General features: G+C 37.1%; 17 protein-coding genes. 6 read left to right on the forward strand and 11 right to left on the reverse strand.

The genetic code is table 11. The features are described from left to right. The gene (locus GTZ96_RS04285; protein ID WP_161641349.1) at window positions 1-1,356 is read left to right on the forward strand and encodes a sensor histidine kinase; all 1,356 of its coding nucleotides are present in this window, start codon (window positions 1-3) and stop codon (window positions 1,354-1,356) included. Between the two features lie 14 nt (window positions 1,357-1,370). Here GTZ96_RS04285 and GTZ96_RS04290 read toward each other — a convergent pair whose 3' ends face one another. The 10 genes from GTZ96_RS04290 to GTZ96_RS04335 all read right to left on the reverse strand — a co-directional run bounded on the left by GTZ96_RS04290 (window position 1,371) and on the right by GTZ96_RS04335 (window position 10,945). Continuing rightward, window positions 1,371-3,776 carry an ABC transporter permease gene (locus tag GTZ96_RS04290; RefSeq protein WP_161641350.1) on the reverse strand — a complete coding sequence of 802 codons (2,406 nt, stop codon included), beginning with the start codon at window positions 3,774-3,776 and terminating at the stop codon, window positions 1,371-1,373. Between the two features lie 21 nt (window positions 3,777-3,797). Beyond that, window positions 3,798-4,487 (reverse strand): ABC transporter ATP-binding protein, encoded by a 690-nt coding sequence (locus GTZ96_RS04295; protein ID WP_161641351.1) that lies wholly within the window; start codon window positions 4,485-4,487, stop codon window positions 3,798-3,800. A 50-nt stretch (window positions 4,488-4,537) separates the two neighbouring features. After that, the gene (locus GTZ96_RS04300; RefSeq protein WP_161641352.1) at window positions 4,538-5,788 is read right to left on the reverse strand and encodes an efflux RND transporter periplasmic adaptor subunit; all 1,251 of its coding nucleotides are present in this window, start codon (window positions 5,786-5,788) and stop codon (window positions 4,538-4,540) included. 42 nt (window positions 5,789-5,830) lie between these two features. Then, the gene (locus GTZ96_RS04305) at window positions 5,831-7,153 is read right to left on the reverse strand and encodes a TolC family protein (protein ID WP_161641353.1); all 1,323 of its coding nucleotides are present in this window, start codon (window positions 7,151-7,153) and stop codon (window positions 5,831-5,833) included. A gap of 394 nt (window positions 7,154-7,547) precedes the next feature. Beyond that, window positions 7,548-8,423, reverse strand: a complete 876-nt coding sequence (gene fabD, locus GTZ96_RS04310; protein ID WP_161641354.1) for an ACP S-malonyltransferase — start codon at window positions 8,421-8,423, stop codon at window positions 7,548-7,550. 143 nt (window positions 8,424-8,566) lie between these two features. After that, window positions 8,567-8,791: a (4Fe-4S)-binding protein gene (locus tag GTZ96_RS04315; RefSeq protein WP_161641355.1), complete on the reverse strand. Its 225-nt coding sequence runs from the start codon at window positions 8,789-8,791 to the stop codon at window positions 8,567-8,569. A 2-nt stretch (window positions 8,792-8,793) separates the two neighbouring features. Next, entirely contained in the window at window positions 8,794-9,201 is a 408-nt protein-coding gene (locus GTZ96_RS04320; protein ID WP_181033138.1) for an OsmC family protein, read from the reverse strand. A gap of 1 nt (window position 9,202) precedes the next feature. Beyond that, window positions 9,203-9,487, reverse strand: coding sequence for a GNAT family N-acetyltransferase (locus GTZ96_RS04325; RefSeq protein ID WP_161641357.1), 285 nt, complete (start codon window positions 9,485-9,487; stop codon window positions 9,203-9,205). A gap of 14 nt (window positions 9,488-9,501) precedes the next feature. Further along, window positions 9,502-10,218, reverse strand: coding sequence for a pirin family protein (locus GTZ96_RS04330; RefSeq protein ID WP_161641358.1), 717 nt, complete (start codon window positions 10,216-10,218; stop codon window positions 9,502-9,504). A gap of 151 nt (window positions 10,219-10,369) precedes the next feature. Further along, window positions 10,370-10,945 (reverse strand): Crp/Fnr family transcriptional regulator, encoded by a 576-nt coding sequence (locus tag GTZ96_RS04335; protein ID WP_161641375.1) that lies wholly within the window; start codon window positions 10,943-10,945, stop codon window positions 10,370-10,372. Window positions 10,946-11,347: 402 nt separating this feature from the next. Here GTZ96_RS04335 and GTZ96_RS04340 point away from each other — a divergent pair, with 402 nt between their 5' ends. The 4 genes from GTZ96_RS04340 to GTZ96_RS04355 all read left to right on the forward strand — a co-directional run bounded on the left by GTZ96_RS04340 (window position 11,348) and on the right by GTZ96_RS04355 (window position 18,316). Then, window positions 11,348-11,947 (forward strand): RNA polymerase sigma factor, encoded by a 600-nt coding sequence (locus GTZ96_RS04340; protein ID WP_161641359.1) that lies wholly within the window; start codon window positions 11,348-11,350, stop codon window positions 11,945-11,947. Between the two features lie 170 nt (window positions 11,948-12,117). Beyond that, window positions 12,118-13,302 (forward strand): FecR family protein, encoded by a 1,185-nt coding sequence (locus GTZ96_RS04345; RefSeq protein WP_161641360.1) that lies wholly within the window; start codon window positions 12,118-12,120, stop codon window positions 13,300-13,302. A 93-nt stretch (window positions 13,303-13,395) separates the two neighbouring features. Continuing rightward, window positions 13,396-16,875 carry a SusC/RagA family TonB-linked outer membrane protein gene (locus tag GTZ96_RS04350; protein WP_161641361.1) on the forward strand — a complete coding sequence of 1,160 codons (3,480 nt, stop codon included), beginning with the start codon at window positions 13,396-13,398 and terminating at the stop codon, window positions 16,873-16,875. A 31-nt stretch (window positions 16,876-16,906) separates the two neighbouring features. After that, on the forward strand, window positions 16,907-18,316 hold the full coding sequence (locus GTZ96_RS04355; protein WP_161641362.1) for a RagB/SusD family nutrient uptake outer membrane protein: 1,410 nt from the start codon (window positions 16,907-16,909) through the stop codon (window positions 18,314-18,316). Between the two features lie 510 nt (window positions 18,317-18,826). Here GTZ96_RS04355 and GTZ96_RS04360 read toward each other — a convergent pair. Further along, window positions 18,827-19,189 (reverse strand): DUF983 domain-containing protein, encoded by a 363-nt coding sequence (locus tag GTZ96_RS04360; protein ID WP_161641363.1) that lies wholly within the window; start codon window positions 19,187-19,189, stop codon window positions 18,827-18,829. An 89-nt stretch (window positions 19,190-19,278) separates the two neighbouring features. On the opposite strand from GTZ96_RS04360, the gene GTZ96_RS04365 reads away from it, so the two are divergent. Beyond that, complete coding sequence (locus GTZ96_RS04365; RefSeq protein ID WP_161641364.1) at window positions 19,279-20,145, forward strand: helix-turn-helix domain-containing protein; 867 nt, start codon at window positions 19,279-19,281, stop codon at window positions 20,143-20,145. Window positions 20,146-20,337 lie beyond the last annotated feature (192 nt).

Raw genomic sequence — 20,337 nt, forward strand, 5'->3', positions numbered from 1 at the left:
ATGTTCAAATCCATTCAATACAAACTTGCATTATTTGTAACGTTACTGATTCTTGCGGTAGCAGCATTGACTTATTGCCTTATTTTTAAGCAATATGTGTTTGCAATTGCTTCGGGAATTATGGCATTATTCAGTCTTAATTCTTTACAAAGTCATTATAAAAAATTCAACAGCAATATATTGTTTCTGCTGAATGCATTGGATAATGGCGACTATTCGTTTCATTTTTCGGAAAACAACTTGTCGCGCCGAGAAAAGGAACTTAACACAATGCTGAACCGCATTAAAGAGATTTTATCGAATGCGCGCAAAGAAGTGATTGAGAATGAAAAGTTCTTGAGCCTGATTATCGAAAGTGTTTCTACCGGAATTATTATCATGGACGATTATGGCCATGTGCAAACTGTGAATAGGTCGGCATTGCATTTGTTGGGGTTGCCTGTTTTTACGCATATCAACCAGTTGAGCGGTGTGAATGAAAGCTTTCCGGAACTTTTTCGGGATATGAAAACAGGTGATAATCCCCAAATAGCCATTTCTAACGAACGTGAAGAAATTCAAGTGAGTTTGCGCCTTTCGGAGATTAAGTTGAAGAATGGTCGAATGAAAGTCATCACGTTGAATAATATTGGCAACGAGCTGGAATCCAAAGAAATGGAGTCGTGGATTCGGTTGATACGAGTAATGACACACGAAATTATGAACTCCATTGCCCCGATAACTTCGTTGAGCGAAACGTTGCTCACTTTGCATAAAATGCCTGAAGTAAACGAGGCAAATGAAAACCTGAGAAATAATACAATCGAGGCTTTTGAAACCATTCATTCAACTGCCAAAGGCTTGCTTTCGTTTGTGGATTCGTACCGCAAATTCACCGGAATTCCTAAACCGGTTATTAAAGCTTTTAAACTGAAACCATTGCTTGATAAAATATTGCATCTGAAAGAAAAAGCCATAAAAGAGAAAAATATCAAGCTGCAACTTGATTCGGAAGTTGAAAAAGTAGAATTTTTGGCTGATGAAAAGCTGATTATGCAAGTGCTTGTAAACCTGCTGAAAAATGCCATTGAAGCCATAGATCCGACTGAAAATGGACAGATTATTATCCGTATCAATAAACAAACCACAGGACAAGTCGGCATTGATATTTGCAATACGGGGAAACCCATCCCGCAAGATGTGCTTCCCCATATTTTTATTCCATTTTTTACCACCAAGGAAACTGGCACCGGCATTGGGCTTAGCGTTTCGCGCTACATAATACGCTTACACGGTGGAAAGCTGGTACACTCTAATTCTCCCGAAGGTTGGACAGTGTTTACGGTAATTAGTGAGTCTTTATCTAGCGGTGCCTAATAGCCGACATCAGTTCACTCGCACTTCAAAACCTCCGCAGGATTGCGCACAGATGCTTTATAACTTTGCCAACTTACCGTAAGCATGGTGATGAAAAGCGTTACCAGCCCGGCAACCACAAATATCCACCAACTTATTTCGGTATGGTAAGCAAAATTGCTCAACCATTTATCCATCGCCCAGTATGCGAGCGGACAAGCAATTACAAAGGCAATAGCCGTCCAACGCAGAAAGTCACGGTTTATGAACAGCATTACTTCCGATACTTGTGCCCCATTTACCTTACGTATGCCTATTTCTTTTCTCTTTTGGTTGATGAAATGCAGCAATAATCCATATAATCCAAGGCAAGCAATGGATAGTGAAAGAATAGTGAGCAGGATATAGAACTTCCCAAATCGTACTTCGGAGAAATATTGACGGTTAAACAATTCGTCGGCAAAGAAATAGTTAAATGGATCTTCGGGGAAATGCCGTTTATAAATTTTCTGCAATTGGGCAACCGCCTCCTGCATGTTCTGGTTATTTACGCGAATGGAATAGAACCCAAACTCGAATGGATGATCATTATTCCAAACCATCGGATAAACGGGCTTATGCAACCCCTCGTTGTGGAAATCTGCCACCACACCAATAATTTCGACCGGTTTCCGGTTGTTGCCGGTGGGTACAATCTGCTTGCCTATAGCATCTTGGGCGTTTGCAAAACCTAACTTTCGGGCAGAGCTTTTATTTATCAATATCTTATTGGTATTATTGGCCGGAGTGACGGAAAAATTTTGCCCCGCCAGTAACTTCAACGAATACGTGTTGATAAAACCATCATCAGCATTGTTGGAGCAGAAAACCGCCCCAGGTTGAATTCCTGCATCCGGACGGACGAACTCACTGGAACGCCAACGTGGCTCGTCTCCCGGAACGTTCATGGTAGCCGTTGCAGCTATAAAATGAGGGTCGGAAAGCACTTCATTGCGAAACGAAAGGAATTTCGTCCTTCGTCCTTCTCCCTGGGTATTTGTTGATGCTGGACCGCTTAAGATTATCACATTGTCGATTTTCATACCCAACGGGTAATTCTGCATAAAGCGTATCTGCTTAAACACTATAATTGTTCCGCTGATAAAAATAATGGAAATAACCAGTTGGGCTATCACCAGACCTTTCTTGAAACCGCTTTTGCCTTTCACGTCTTTGCGTCCGGTGAACACTCCCATCCGGAAAATGCTTAACGACGTGTATATGCTTGAAAACACAATTCCGGTAAGGCACGCAATCGCCAGAAAGAATACGATTTTTCCGCTGGGAATATAGGCATGTTCGAGTGGCAGGCTAAAAAACTGCGCAAAAGGCATTAGCAAAACCTGATATAACATATATGCCAAAGCGACTGACAAAACGCTGATAATTAAACTTTCGATGAGCGATTGCAACCAGATATGAAAGCGTGAGGCTCCGATAAGCTTCCGGATCATGATTTCGTGCGAACGCTTGACCGACTGGGCGGTAGAGAGGTTCACAAAGTTTATCCATGCAATGAGCAAGGTAAGCAGCCCTACAATAAGAAGATTTACCAGAGATTTGGGGTTGGTGCCAGCTCCGAACTCGTTCTCGAGACCGCTAATGAAATGCAGGTCGGGCAACTGTTGAAGGTGGAAATGAGCTGTTTTTCCCTCTTTTTTCAAAAATGCCATGTAACGATCCACAAATTCGTTAATGCCAGCCTCAGCCTCTACCTTAGAAACTCCCGGCTTCAGGCGTATATAATTCCACCAATCCGGCGAATTCCAGTTACCCTGTTCGCCTATCCAACCAAAATGAACAAAAGTTTTTATCGATATAAAATATTCGGCATCGAGGTGCGTGTTCGAAGGCAAATCGGCAAAAACACCTGTAACCTCCACGGGCATTCCCTCGTTCACCTTAATAATCTTGCCCACTGGGCTTTCGTTGCCAAAAAGTGCTTTGGCTTTGCTGGCGGACAATACTCCCGTAAGAGGTTTTTTGAAATCGGCCTTACCCTGCAACATGGTGAGCTGAAAAACCTTCTCAAAACCCTCGTCCACCCAGAGCACGTTTTGGTCGCTGTAACCAATTACGCCATTACGAATCAGACAACGCTCAAGGTACGTCAGGGTATTGGCCTCTACGCCGGGGATTTCCCGTTTTAGTGCGAAGTACAACTGTCGGGGAGTTTGAGTTCCTTCGTAGGTGCTGGCTCCATCTTTGGTCATTGACATATTGACACGATAAACGCGCTCGCTACCTTCAAAAAAACGGTCGTATGAGGTTTCGTAAACAAGGTAGTGGAGGATAAACAGGAATGCAGTTAACCCAATAGTTAGTCCCATAATATTGATGAGGCTCACACTCTTGTTCTTCTTCAAACTTCTAAAAGCTGTAATAAAATAGATACGTAACATTGTTGTTTGTTTTTTTGATGTTTAAGCTAAAATTCCTATTTTTTTCTCTATACCTATTATTTGTCCATCAAACAGGTTGATGACGCGGTGCGAAAACGAAGCATCGTGCTGCGAGTGTGTTACCATTACGATGGTGGTTCCTTCGCGGTTCAGCTCCGAAAGTAAATCCATTACGTCTTTACCATTTTTTGAATCCAGATTTCCGGTAGGCTCATCGGCCAGAATCATTTTCGGGTTGGCAACTACCGCCCGTGCAATGGCCACACGTTGCTGTTGGCCACCCGAAAGTTGATTGGGAAAATGTGTGGCTCTATGGCTGATATTCATCCTGCGCAAGGTTTCTTCCACACGTTTTTTTCGTTCGGAAGCTTTTACTTTCATGTATACCAACGGCAATTCCACGTTTTCGAACACATTCATTTCCTCAATCAGGTTGAAACTTTGAAAAATAAAGCCGATATTGCCTTTGCGCATGTCGGTGCGTTGTTTTTCTTTCAAATGTCCCACTTCGATTCCGTTCAGGAAATATTTACCTGAAGTAGGATTATCCAGCAACCCAAGAATATTCAACAAGGTTGATTTTCCACATCCGGAAGGCCCCATAATGGCGATAAATTCACCTTCGGTTACGTGCAATGAGACTCCACCCAAAGCCATTGTTTCAATTTCTTCCGTACGAAAAACTTTTTTTAATTCGTTAATCTTTAGCATAATATGATTATTTTTAAATTAGTAGTAAGAATCTATTCATTGATAATTGTTTACTGCAAAACCAACTCTTGCACATCTCCAAAGGTATCATACCCCGAGGTAATAACTTTTTCGCCAGGTTTCAAACCGGTTAACACTTCATAGTAAAGCGGATTCTGCCTTCCGATGGTGATGGTGCGCCGTGTGGCTGTTTTTCTGTCTTCCGAAACCACAAAAATCCATTGTCCGCCAGTAGTTTGATAAAATGAACCACGCGGAATCAGGATAGCTTCGGCAGGCTGTCCGAGTTGCAAATTGATATAATAAGTTTGTCCTGCACGGATATTGTCTGGTCGTTCGCCGGCAAAAATAAAGTCGGTTCTAAACTGTTTTTCTCGCACTTCGGGATATACTTTCCGTACACGCAAGGCGAAATTTTTGTCCTGGCGTTCGAATGTTGCACCCAGGCCGATTTTTACCTTGTCGATATAATGTTCGTCAATCAATGCTTCAATTTTATAGTCGGACAACACGCTGATTTGCCCAATGCGACTGCCTGCCGCCACCGACTGTCCGATTTCCACTTCCAATAAACCAAGTTGACCGTTCACAGGAGCTTTTACGTTTAGATTGTCAATGCGCTGACGAACCAATGTCAGGTTTTCACGCATATTGTGCAAACTTTCTTCCATTTGTTTTATCTGGATGCCACGGAAAATGGAATCTTGCTTTTGCCGTTCGATAACCAGTTTCCGCCCGCTTAGAGCAAATTCATAATCTTCTTTGGCTTGCAAATATTCTTCTTGCGAGGTTAGTTTCTCGATGTTGAGTTGCTTGTATTGTTGGAATTTGCGTTTTTTGCGTTCCACATCCATGTCCAGTTGCAGTTTTTCTTTTTTTAAACTGAGTTTTTCCTGCTCCATTTGCACTTGCGTATTGCGAAGGAAGTTTTGCTTTTCGGCCAATTGTGCTTCGCTATCGAGGATATTCAGGTTCAGCATTGGGTTTTTTAGACGAATAATCACATCGCCTAGCTGTACCATGGCGCCTTCTTCCACCACTTTTTGTTCCACCATTCCACCTTCCACGGCACTCAACTGGATGGTATTTATTGGCTCCACCTGTCCGCTTATACGGATATAATCGTTGAACTTGCTTTTGCTTACCACCTCAATCATTAGTTTCTGGCTGTCAACCGTCAATCGCGATTTGTGATTACCGAAAGCCATCCATAAAACGAGAAAAATCAATGCACTTCCTCCAGCCATATATGGAATATGTTTTTTTCTCAGTCCTTTTTTCTTTTCAAGTATAATATCCATAAATTTGATTGTGTAATTATTGAATCGTGTAATTGTAAATTATTAATTGAACATGGAAGCTCCTTTGTAATAATTCAACAATTTCATTTTTAGTTGATATTTCAGGTTGGTGTAAAGTTCCTCTATTTGCACTTGCAGCAACCGGTTGGAGCTGGTGTTGAGTTCTAATGCGCTAATCAAACCTTCGGTATATTTCCGTTGATTGACTTGATGCGCTATCTTCATCGATTCGGTGCGTTTTCCGGCGTGAGCGTATTCGTCCGACAAGCCGTTGACATCTGCCACTGTTTTTTCAATATCGCTGTACACTTCCCGCAAGATTTCTTCCCGTTCGTTTTGTACAATAATCAACTGCTGTTTGCTGCGTTTCAGGTTGGTGGAACGGGAAAATCCATTGAAAATGGGAGTATTGAGCGATAAACCTACATAATAATTTTGATTGGTATTTAATTGCTCTTTAAACGGCGTGTACGTTTTTCCATCCATCAATTTGGTGAAATAGGTATTGATGCCTCCATAAAGTGAAAGTTTTGGTAAAAATAGGCCTTTAGCCACGTTAATCTCCATTTTAGTAGATTCTACTGTTTTGTTGGAAGCCAGTACTTTGGGTAAATATGTTAACGCTTTTTGATAAATTTCAAAAGCATTTTCCTCTAAAGTGTCGATATGCAATAAGGTGTCAGAATCGGCCGTCTTTAAATCCCTGTTTACCGGAAAATTCATTTTCGCTTTCAACCGGATGTGTTCCTGCACCAACAGATTTTTTTGCTTGGTCAGCAAGTATCTGTCTTCGGCTTCCTTGGCTTGTAACTCTGCCACATCGGGAATCGACTTCATGCCCAGTTCCTCCATCCGTTTCACCCGTTTCAGGTTTGCAGTGCTTTCGTCCAATTGTTGCGCAGCCAATTTCACTGTACCTTGATAATACTGCACGTTGAAAAATATTTCCATCGTTTCGTAAGCCACCCTGTCTTTGTTTTCCTGCAATTGCTGAAGTCCTTTCAGTCGATTTAGTTTTTCCATTTTCACTCTCGAAAATTGTGCAAAACCGTCAAACAGCGCTACCGATGAATTGATGCCGTAATCATTGTACAATGTATTCGTATTGACATATTTATAAGTGTTTTTATCCAAAACCCGTCCATAATACATCGTTCCATCGGTACTCGCATTTAACGATGGCAATAAACCTCCAACGGCTTCAAGTTGATTCTGTTTATAAATCTCGTTTTGCGCTTCCTGCTTAATACGTAGGGTACTATTTTCCACCGCATAGCGCATACATTCATCCACTGTCCACGCTTTTTCTTGCGCTGACATCAGCAAGCCTGACATCCAAAACACGATTACTATTAATTTCTTCATTCAATATTCAGTTGATACGGCACCTCCATTTCCAGAACCGTGCCAAAAGGTATTTCTTGTTGATAATGAGTAGTATAGGTAATATGGTGATTATGAGTAGTGTAAAATAAATTTACATGTAGTGATGGATATTTTACACTTCTAGTAATGAGAGAACTTAGAAAAGTGAACATTTTTGTTAATTCCGCTTTTTTTGGAATTAAGCTTTTAATATTCATTTTATTAGTTTATTTTTTTCTATACGTTTCTTTTTCAGTACTATTGCCACTTCGTAAATATACACAACTCCTGATTGCATTTATAATATTAAAAGCAAAAATCCCCACAAACATAAGTCTATGAGGATTCAATTTATAAATATGCTGGTCACTAAAAACTGACCACTGAATAGTAATTATGCATTTGCCGTAGCCGCTTCTTTATTGATTTTCCCAATTAAACCGGTCAATACTTTTCCAGGACCTACTTCGGTAAATAAAGTCGCACCATCTGCAATCATTTGTTGAACCGATTGTGTCCATTTTACCGGAGCAGTCAATTGGATGATTAGGTTTTTTTGGATTTCGGCAGGATCAGAAATCGCACTGGCTGTAACGTTTTGATATACCGGGCAAATTGGAGTAGAAAAAGTGGTTGCTTCAATAGCAGCGGCCAATTCTTCTCTTGCCGGTTCCATCATTGGTGAGTGGAAAGCACCACCCACAGGCAATAACAGCGCCCGTTTTGCACCGGCAGCTTTCATCGCTTCACAGGCTTTTTCTACCGCTGAAAATTCTCCTGAAATTACCAATTGTCCCGGGCAGTTATAATTGGCTGCCACCACAACTCCATCGATAGAAGCACAAACTTCTTCCACGATATTGTCTGCCAATCCTAAAACAGCCGCCATGGTTGATGGGGTAATTTCGCAGGCTTTTTGCATCGCCAAAGCTCTTTGTGAAACCAGTTTTAGTCCGTCTTCAAAAGACAAAGCACCATTGGCTACCAAAGCAGAGAATTCACCTAATGAATGTCCGGCTACCATTTCCGGTTGGAAATCGTCACCTAATGTTTTGGCCAAAATTACCGAATGCAAGAAAACAGCGGGTTGGGTTACTTTGGTTTCTTTTAGTTCTTCGGCAGTGCCTTCAAACATGATATCAGTAATACGGAAACCTAAAATTTCATTGGCTTTTTCGAATAACGCTTTGGCCTCTTCAGAAGTTTCATATAAATCTTTACCCATTCCTGTAAATTGTGCTCCTTGACCCGGAAATACGTATGCTTTCATCTGTTATTTTTTAATTTAAAGTTTTAAAATAGAAAGATTGAAAAATAGCTTCAATCGAGGGGCAAAAATAACACTTTTTACTATAATGGCATTTGTATCTCTGTTTTCTTTAAAAAAGAGCAGATGGGGAATAGGAAATCAGATTATTTATTCAGGTAAAAAGTTAACGCTCCCGAAGGGCATTTTTGTATTGTTTCGATAATTTTATCTGTGGTAGAAGCGTCAATTTTTATCCAAGGTTTTTCTTTGGGTTGAAAAACAGCAGGGTTATTTCGAACACAATTACCGGAGTGAATGCATTTCCCGGATTGCCATACCACGGTAACTTCCCCGTTGGTATATTCCTTAACGATGTCTTTTGGATCCATGATTAAAGGTTGGTGTTAATGGTTATTTTTCCTTTCAATAATTTCGAAATGGGGCATTTTTCCGCAATTAATAAAAGGCGTTCTTCCTGTTCGGGACTTATTGCTTTCGAAAACGAGATTTTTCGTTTGATTACAGTAGTAAAATCAGTTGTGTCTTCTTGATGTAAATTTAATGAAATATTTATTTCCGGGATATCCCATCCTTTTCGGTCGATATACATTCGCAAAGTAGAAAGGGTACATCCTGCCAATGAAGCCAACAAAGTAGAGAAAGGGTCAATGCCAAGGTCTTTGCCGCCTGTTTTTTCGGGCTCATCCATTATGAGTTCGTCCTTTCTCCATTTGATGGTACACAAGTATTTTTGTGTACCAATACTTCCTGTAAGGTCATTTTCGAAAATAGGTCCCATATTATAAAACGCTTCTTAGTTCAGGATTTCTATCAAATACACTTTTGGCATAAGGACATAGCGGAATGATCTTCATGTTTCTTTCCAAGGCAAAAGCAACGGCTCTTTCCACCATTTTTTTTTCATATCCTTTTCCGTTATTTCCCGGGTTCACTTCGGTATGATCAATGATCAGTTTGTCATTTCCTGCAAAAACAAAAGTCATTTTGGCTTCTGTTTTTCCGTCGACAGTAATAGAGAAACTTCCCTTTTTGTCATTAAAATCTACATTTATAATTTCGTTCATGCTGGTCTGTTTATTTAATGTTGCATTGGAATTTCCATTAATAAAAATTTAGCATCGGTTGTGGCTTTGATGTCTAAGGTTTTAAAATCGGTTATTCCTAAACCGTCACGGGTTTCCAATTCCTGACCGTCAACGGTAATGGTTCCGGAAATTACAAAGACGTACATTCCGTTTCCTTCTTTTTTGATTTCATAGGTTTTAGAAAAATCTTTGTCAAAATCAGCTAAATGAAACCAGGCATCCTGATGAATCCAAACACCCGCATCATCAGCATTTGGAGATAATATTTGGGCGAAATTGTTTTTTTGTTCCGTTGTGTCTAAAGTAATCTGTTGGTAACGAGGCTCCACGTTTCTGGTTTTCGGAAACAACCAAATTTGAAACAATTTAGTTCGCTGATCGGCATTTGGATTGAACTCACTGTGTTGAATTCCGGTACCGGCACTCATTACCTGTATGTCGCCTGTTTTTATGGTGGCGGCATTTCCCATGCTGTCTTTATGCGCCAAATCCCCTTCAAGCGGAATCGTGATAATTTCCATGTTATCGTGGGGATGTGATCCAAATCCCATTCCCGGTGCAACGGTGTCATCGTTTAAAACGCGCAGGGTTCCAAATTGCACTCTTTCCGGATTGTACCAACCGGCAAAACTAAAACTATGGTAAGCATTCAACCATCCATGATCTGCATGTCCTCTTGTATCTGCTTTGTGTAATACTGTATTTTTCATTTGTTTGATTTTTTGATTTTGTTATTATTATGATACAAATGTATCATCGGAATCCGCAAATGGCACTTAACCTAGATTAAGAAAATTAGTAAACAGTATTCAGTCTCAGTTTGCATTTTATAGGACTGAAAACTGCGACTGCGACTGAAAACTACTTCCTAAGAAGCTTACTTTTCATTTTACTAAAGAATTCAGGTGTTACACCTATATAAGAAGCAATTTGTTTTTGGGGGATTCGCTGAATTAAACCTGGATAGCGTTTGCAAAATTTATCAAAGCGTTCTTCGGCGGATAAACTTAAATTATCCATTAATCGCTCTTGGTTAGCCACTAACGCGTTTTCGGTAAGGATTCTAAAAAAGCGTTCCAGTTTAGGAATCTCAGTATAAAGTTGGTTTTGATTTTCTTTCGAAAGCAAGACTAATTCAGCATCTTCTAAAACCTCGATAAAGAGATTGCCTGGTTTTTGCGAAATTAAACTGTACATATCGCCAATCCACCATCCTTCGCAGGCAAAGTTTAAAACATGTTCAACGATATTGTCATTGATATTAAAACTTCTTAAAATACCCGAGTTTACAAAATAAGAATGCTTGCAAATTTCCCCCGAACTCAGCAGAATACTCTTTGCTTTGTAGTGTTGAATTTCGGTCTTACTCAAGAAAAGTTGCTTTTCTTCGGCAGTAAGTTGAACGTGTTTTTCAATATTGTTTATAATCAGGGACATTATTCTTTTTTGAAAAATTGACTCTGCAATATAGCTATTTTGCTTCGTTTGTTCTTTTCTTAATTCGAATAATTCATCAACAATAGAAAAAGACATTAGTAATCTTATCGAAACAAATCATAAGGCAAAGTTGGTTTAAGTGTCTATTTGACAAAAAACTTGAATATGCTGAATTTTGCTTTTGTGAAATGGTTTAATCCAAAATATTAATCGAGTTTAGGTTATGGGAAAGAATTTTATGTTAGTTCTAATATTAAATGTTTTTTACACGTTTAATTTAATTAATATTGCAATTCAAATTGTTATATTAGTATTGAGCGGGGTTCTAAATGAGAATTTTTATACAAAACAAGGGATTTTATAGTAAATCAATAATTTATATATACATAGAAGCTATTCGCAATGTCTGAAACAAAAGCAATTAATAATAAACTATTGGTTACAGAACTTATGGTGGGTAATGAAAAAGCCTTTAGTGAGCTTTTTAATACATATTGTAATGATGTTTATGCTTATAGTTTAAGCATGCTTAAAAATCAAGTCCTTGCAGAAGAAATAGTTCAAGATGTATTCTTAAATATCTGGTTACACAGAGACAGACTTAATCCTGATTTATCATTCAAGTCCTATGTATTTACCATTACACGTAACTTAACATTTAATCTTATTAGTAAAGTAGCAAACAGCCATAAGCTTAAGGAAGAAGTGTTTTACGTAAGTCAAAAGTCGTATAGTCCAATTGAGGACATCATTGCAGAAGCTGATTATGATGTTATAAAAAATAAGGCTATTGAACAATTGTCTCCCAAGCGTAGAATTATTTTTGAAATGTCACGTAATGAAGAAATGAGTTATGAGGAAATAAGCAAGAAATTGAATATTTCTGTAAGTACCGTAAAAGGTCAAATGAGTAAGGCCTTAGCAGAAATTAGAAATTTTTTGGAAACTCATGGAGATGTTACACTTCTTATAAGTCTTCTTTCATCCCGTTGGCTGGAATAATGATTCATTAATTATTATTGTTTTTTTTCTTTCTTTTTTATTTTCTATTTCTTTTTATTTATTTCTTTTTATTTCTTTTCAGTTATTGTATTATTATTTTTCGAAAAAAATAATAATACTCGATAGTACTTTTCCTTTTTTCATCTGTATTATATGTAAGAACGTATATTATGCAACACGATACTCATATCCAAAAAATAGTAAAAAAATTTATTCTGAATCAATGCTCTAAAGAGGAGGTTGATGAAGTTGTACAGTATATTCAAGGATTAACCAATTCAAGTGGACTGCCAACTGTAGAAGAGGTGCTGGCAATTTTAGATGAAAAACCAATGATGGATGAGCTTGACGCTATTCGCATTAAGAACAAAATACTAGCAGTTCCTCAAAAGCAACAAAATACTTCATTAAAAAGGAGATCCTATTTCATGAAATATGCAGCTGCCGCTATTTTTGTGGGTGTTTTGACTACAGCTTATTTTTTTAAGGATGTTATTTTCAACAAGCCGGTTCAAGTTACTCCAGCAATTGCAAAACAAGATAAAAAAGCCCTTGAACCTGGTACTGATAAAGCAATACTTACCCTAGGAAACGGATCGCAAATAGCTTTAGTAAATGGGGCTTCATTGAAAACACAAAATGCCAAAAGTAATGGCGAGGAAATTATTTATGAAGCTAAAACAGGCAATACAGCCAGGGTGGTCTATAATTATTTGACAATTCCCAGAGGAGGTAAATTCTGTATTAAATTGTCAGATGGTACTCAGGTGTGGTTAAATTCTGAAACTAAATTAAAATTCCCGGTAGCTTTTATTGAAGGACAAACCAGACAAGTAGAATTAGTTTATGGAGAAGCCTATTTTGATGTATCACCAAGTACAAAGCATAAAGGAGCGCATTTCAAAGTGTTGAGTAATAAACAGGAAGTAGATGTTATTGGTACCGAATTTAATATCAAAGCTTATAAAGATGAAGCTAACATCTATACAACCTTAGTTGAGGGCAAGGTCGATGTAAGCATTGAAAAAAGTAAGCAACGATTAATGCCTAATCAACAATTCAATTTAAATATTAAGACAAGCAATTCGTTTGTGAAAAATGTAGACGTTTATAATGAAATATCATGGAAAGAGGGTGTCTTTAGTTTCGAAAATATAACACTTAAAGATATGATGAAAGTACTGTCTCGCTGGTATGATTTTAATTTTATATTCAAAAATAAAGCAATTGAAAACGAAATTTTTGATGGGGTTTTAAGAAAAAACCAAAGCTTAGATGAAATTTTGAGAAGTATTAAAAATTTTAAAATTATAAAAAACTATGAAATAAAAAATAAAGAAGTGATTCTGGAATAAAAAACCGAGAAGTAAGCATAGAATTTTCCAGTGACGCTTACTTCATCCACCTTTTTAATCTATTGTATAACAAACCAACCAATTCAAAAAATTATGAAAATTAAAGTACTCAATGCCTTTGATCATTTTAGAGAAAGGCTAATTAAAACCGTTATGAGAGCATTTGTTTTTTTATGGTGTACAAATGTTTTTTGTCTCAATGTAGGCACTACATTTGGGCAAGTGAATGTAACTATTGAAAAAAATCAATCGGCAACAATTTATCAGGTGTTTAAAATTATAAAACAGCAGACCGATTTGAATTTTGTTTATCCTAGAAAAGTTTTTAAAGACATTCCAGATGTTGAATTAAAAAAAGGTACAATTGCAGTGTCTAGATTATTAAGACAATGTCTTTCAGCTAATAATCTCGATTTTGAGGTGACAGAAGATAATACGATCTTAATTAAAGAAAAGACTGTAATTGAGAATAAGGAAGTACAACAGAAAACGATAAGCGGAAAAGTTACTGATGCTTCTGGACAACCTGTACCAGGAGTAAATATTATTGAAAAAGGAACTAAAAATGGAGTTCAAAGTGACTTTGATGGTAACTTTTCATTAAGGCTAAAAAGCGAAAAAGCAATATTGGTGGTTTCTTATATTGGTTTTAAAACAAAAGAAATTTTAGTAAGCGGACAAACTAATCTTACGATTAAATTAGAGGAAGACTCAGCTAAGTTGGAAGAAGTAGTTGTTGTGGGTTACGGCTCCGTTAAGAAAAAGGACCTGACCGGAGCAGTAGTTTCTATTGGCGCCGAAAAATTGGAAGGCAGATCGAATAGTAATGTACTTCAATCACTTGCAGGACAGGCCACAGGTGTACAAATTACACAGTCACAAGGTGCTCCGGGTCTTGCTCCTACAATAAAAGTACGTGGTGCTTCTTCTATAAATGCAGGGACTACCCCACTTTATGTTATAGATGGTATTCCGCTGGAAGATAATACAACGAATTCAACTGATACGGGAATTAGTACAGGGAGTAATTTGAGTTTTAACCGAAATCCATTGAATTTTATTAACCCTAACGATATTGAGTCGATTGATATATTGAAAGATGCATCTTCGGCAGCTATTTATGGTTCCAGGGGGGCAAATGGTGTTGTTATCATTACAACCAAGCAAGGAAAAGCAGGTAAAACCAAAATTGATGCGACTTTTGAGTCGGGTTTTTCTCATGTCAACCGTAAGACTGATATGATGAATGCTTCAGAATTTATCGCTTTCAACACGGCAGCCAGAAATAATTCATGGGCAACAATTGTTGCTGCAAATCCTTCGGCAACCAGAGGAATCAATGTAACTGTTCCTGTGGAATTCTCTGATCCGGCCTGGATTGCCCGTATCGGAAATGGAACGGATTGGCAGGATGTTGTATTTAGAACTGCACAAAACAAAAAAATTCAATTATCGGCTTCTGGTGGTAACGAGAAGACACAATTCATGGTGTCAATGGGTTATCTGAATTCAGAAGGTGTTGTTGACAGGAACACTTACGAACGAATTAATTTAAGATCTAATATCAAGCATAAGTTCAGTGATAAAGTTCGTATGGGAATGAACATTGGTCTTAGCCGTGCAAAAGAAGCGCCATACGGAACAGGTGGAAAAAGTGACGTGGTGAGTTTGGCTTTGCAAAGTGATCCATTTTTTCCCCTTTATGTTGAAACAGGAAGTCTTGGTTTTAAAGATCCTGCTTCAATTTGGAATACATTTTCTAAATATGGTTTCCAGCTTTGGCACCCTTATTCATTAACAAGGGAAGCAAGTACTAAAAAAATAACGAATGTATCTACCGTTACTTCTTATCTTGAATGGGATGTTATTAAAGATTTAACTCTTAAAACTTCTGCAAGTTCTAATATTGAGAATACAGTTCATAATTTCTATTGGAATGCAGGTCAGAACTGGGGATACTCGGGATGGGTGCCAGCGCAAGCCGATTTCAAAACGCTGCAATCTAATAATTGGATTTCGGAAACTACACTGAATTACAATAAGACATTTAATCAAAATCACAATTTAAATTTATTGGCTGGGTATTCTGCTCAAGAACAACGTACAGATATTAGTAGTATGACGGCGGGTAGTTTCTCGAATGATTTAGTACATACCTTGAATGCAGGTGTTGTGAATGCAGGTAACACTTTTTCAGAAGAGTGGTCATTAGTTTCTTATTTAGCTCGTGCTAATTATTCTTATAAAGGTAAATATCTTGCATCTGCAGCAATTCGAGCAGATGGCTCTTCCCGTTTTGGAGCCAATAACAGGTGGGGGTATTTCCCATCAGGATCGCTTGCCTGGCGTATTTCTGAAGAATCTTTCCTGAAAGATGTTTCTTGGTTAACTAATATGAAAGTTAGGTTAAGCTATGGGGCAACGGGTAACAATCAGATTCCAAACTACGGATCGATTGGGGTATTAGGTTACAGTCCATATGTAAGTTCAGGTACCGTGAACCAGGGTATTTACACATCAAACTTTGCAGATAAAAATTTAAAATGGGAAAAAACGGGTCAGACCAACTTTGGGGTTGATTTCAGTGTTTTTAATGGACGTGTGAAATTTACAGGTGATATCTATTATTCAAAAACGAAAGATTTATTACTTAATGTACCTATTCCAATTCTTTCCGGTTTCTCTTCTACTTTGACGAACATTGGGGAGTTAGAAAACAGAGGATTTGAAATAAATCTTAATACACAAAATATCGACAGTAAATTCAAATGGAATACTGATTTTAATATTTCTGCCAACAGAAATAAAGTGTTAAAATTAGGTGTAAATGATGCTCCAATAGATATTAATGTTAGTAGTATGACATCACGCACAGCTGTAGGAGAACCAATTGGTATGTATTATGGTTATGTTATTGACGGTGTGATCATGTCAAAAGCGGAGTTGGATAGCAAAGCTTATCCGGTATGGCCAGGCAGTGAAGCGGGTGACCCAAGGGTAAAGGATGTTAATAGTGATGGTAAAATTGATTCTAATGATCGTACCTATATTGGTAACTATCAACCTGATTTTCAATGGGGATTAACGAACAATTTTTCTTATGCAGGATTTGAACTTTTAGTTTTGTTGCGCGGTTCGCAAGGTGGAGAAATTCTTAACCATAATGCCCGATATTTGAAATCAGGTGTAGGTGGAGGGAACCGTAACATGTATTCTGTTGTAAATAATTACTGGAAATCGGATGCTGATCCTGGCAACGGAATGATTCCTAAACCTCGTATGTTACCAACTACTGTTCGCGATTTTGGGTCAAGTTATTGGGTTGAAGATGGATCATTTGTTCGTATCCAAAATATACGTCTAGGGTATAATTTACCAAAAACATTAGTTGAAAAAATAAAGGTAAGTAACATAAAGTTATACCTGAATATGGAAAATGTACATGTATTCTCTGATTATTTAGGTTATGATCCGGAAGGTAGTACTTATCAATCGGGTGTATTGGTAGGCTTTGATTATGGTGCTTATCCAAATCCTTTTACAGCCACTGCTGGATTAAATATTAGTTTTTAACATCTGGATCAATCATTTAAAACGTAAGAAAATGAAAAAAATAACATATATCATACTTTTTTGCAACTTATTCCTATTGGGATGTAGTTCAGATTTTTTAGACAAAGCACCTATTTCAAATGCTAATGAAGAGAATTTCTATAAATCCCAGAAGGATATTGAAACAGCTATGTGGTCTGCTTATAATTCGCTTTATAGCTTGTATGGACCTGAAAGTTTGCCGTCGTTCTATGGCGAGTTAATGTCTGATAATGCATATAGTGATAATGCTGCCGGAAGAATACAAGACTATGAAAGTTTTGAATTGCACACGATGACTATCGACAATGAGTTAGTATTCAATTACTGGAATAATTATTATAAGGCAATCTATATTGTAAATAATATTATTAGCAGTGCCGAAAAACTTGATTTTACTAGTCGGGATGCCTTAATTGGAGAAGCTAAGTTTTTACGTGCTTTATATTATTTTGACATGGTTCGTGTCTGGGGCGATGTACCATTGGTCATATCTCCAATCAGTATTGCTGATGCTTATGCACAAGGGCGCACACCAAAAGATCAGGTTTATGCTCAAATTGTTGCCGATCTTGAGTTTGCGGCAGCTAAATTGCCGGTAAAAACAAGTCAGCGTTTTGTAGGTGCTGCCAGCCAGGAAGCCGCCAATACTTTACTTGGTAAGGTTTATCTAACTATGGGTAATAAAGCAAAAGCTTCTGAAACTTTGTTGAAAGTTTATGGCAAGTTTAGTCTGGTTCCTTATGCTGATTTATGGAATTTAACTAAGAAAAATGGCGCATCGTCTATTTTTGAAATTCAATATAAAGGAGGTGTATCTAATCCATACAGTTTATATTGGGCCATGTTCTCACCGGTTGACAATCGCGTGGTTACTGCATGGGGTGGAGGATTTAATCAGATTACCAATGATTTATGGAATGCTTATGAAACGGGTGACCCAAGGAGAGATATATCTATTCAAAATGGGTACACAACGGCTAATGGCTCATTTGTCAATGTAAAATTCCCAATTAAATGGAAAGATAAAAGTGCTCCTGTTGCTGGTTTAAGGGAAGCTTCGGATAATAACTTTATCGTTCTTCGTTATGCGGATGTTCTTTTAATGCTGACAGAAGCAACTTCAGATCCAAAATACATGAACGAAGTTCGTGCCAAAGTTGGCTTAGTAGGTTATGGTAGTGTAGGTTATCCAACTAAGTACAATACAGTTGAGTTAGCTTTGGAACATGAAAGTCAGGTTGAATTTGCATGCGAATTCCATCGTTGGTTTGATTTAATAAGAACCGGAAGAGCAATTCCAGTAATTAAAGCTAGTGGTAAAAACATTACTACAACTGAGGCTAAATTATTATTGCCGATTCCGTTTTTGGTAATTAATCAAAATCCGGATGTGATTACTCAAAATGAGGCTTATAAATAAAAATTGGTATTTGAGTTAGTGTGTTAGTTTGGTTAGTGGTAAAGACTGTTTCCTTGTCAAATAGACTAGGGAGCGGTCTTTCTTTATTTCAAAGTCTGTTATTCCATCTGTCAGTTCGAGGTATAATTTTTTTTACAAAAAAATGCAATATAAAATGACGTTATCTTTGTCTTTGATTAAAAATTTAACTCCTGTTATTTCCGAGTTTTAATTGTCCTTAGCTTTCGCAGTCGAGCGTCAAATGTTTGAAGAATACGTAAAAAGAAAAGCTGTTTGAGCGTTAGCGAGTTCTTTTCTTTTAGTATTCGAAAACTAATTTGACCGATGAGGAAGCGTAAGACTTGATTTTTTTGTTTCTTTTTTGATCAAGCAAAAAAGAAAATTGGTCAATCTAATTTTTTACTTTTAATAAAAACGTCATTGGTAGCGCAGTCGAGAACAACTATTACATCTCGACTGCGCTCGATGTGACAAAAAGTAGATGAGACTACATTGTTTTGGGGTTCATTATTAATTCGAATAGTTTTTAAACATATAAATCCATAATAATCTTGATAATCTTATGTTTAATGGAGACAAAGCGATTATTACGCCCATAATAATGGGAATGATTCTTAAGTCGAAAGTTTCTTTAAAAAAGAAACTGGCTATAACATAAGTGGTAATACTTTGAGCTACTGTGAGTCCGTAATTAACATACATGGCGCCAAAAAAATAACCGGGTTCTTTTTTGAATTTATAATGACAATGCGAGCAATATTCGTTCATTTTTGGGAAACTGAATTTAAAAAAAATACTGTTTTCTTTAAAAATTTTTCCTTGATGACAATGCGGACAATCATTTTTCAGAATATGGATAAGTGTATTTGACATGATATCTATTTTTTTCAAAGGTATTTATTATCAATCTGCTAGCTATTTTCTATATTCGCTTATTATAGGACAAAAAAGACATTTTCAGGATGAAAAAATATCCCATTTATAGCATAGAACAGTTTAATTGCAATTCGGTAACCAGCGATTTGTATATTAATACTTTTAAAAATCACTTGATCAATCATAGTTTTATAGAAAAACCACATCGGCATAATTTCTATCTGTTAGTTTTTTTTACCAATGGTTCCGGAATTCATGAAGTCGATTTTGACCGATTTGACATTCGTCCAGGAAGTGTTTTTGTTTTGCAGCCAGGACAAATGCACCATTGGATTTTGTCCGAAGATATAGAAGGTTTTATTGTTTTTTATACTGCCGAAATGTATAATTTGTATTTTGGAAATAAGACTATCGAAGATTATCCGTTTTATTTTTCGGTGCAAAATAGTCCTGAAATTGTATTGGAAAAAGAAGAAATAAAATCCATTTTACCTTATTTCGAAAATTTGATTGCCGAAATGCAAACCAATAAAGTATTGAAACGCGATAAAATAATGAACTTATTGGATATTATTCACATTGAACTCGCTCGTAAATACAGCGAAATTTACATTCATGAAGCTCATTCGTACAATGTGAAAATTAAAAATATGGAGCAGCTTTTAGAGACGAAATTTAAAGAAGAAAAATCGGCGGCGTTTTATGCCTCTGCATTAAATGTCAGTTTAAAGCATTTGAACCGAATTTGCAATGAAATCCTAAAAAAAACAACCACCGAAGTGATTGTTGATCGTGTTATGCTGGAAGCCAAACGAATGTTGCTAGACAAAAACTGGACAGTCAATGAAATTGCAATCGAGTTGGGCTATGAAGATTACTCTTATTTTACGCGTTTGTTTAAAAAACACAGCGGAACGACACCAACAAATTTTCGATTATTGAAAAAAGATTAGACTTTATTTCTTTTTAAGATAGATTTTTTAACCGCAAATTGCACAAATTTCCTCAAATTACTTTATTGAGTTAGTCATTTAGTTTCTGTATTTTTATGTCTTTAAAAACAGTCGTTATGGAAGTATTTGAAGGACAAAGCATACTAAACTTTATAAAAGAATTGCCAAATGATGAAGCTTGCAAAGCTTATT

It is taken from the genome of Flavobacterium undicola, assembly GCF_009909155.2.
In the GTDB taxonomy this organism is placed as follows: Bacteria; Bacteroidota; Bacteroidia; order Flavobacteriales; family Flavobacteriaceae; genus Flavobacterium; species Flavobacterium undicola.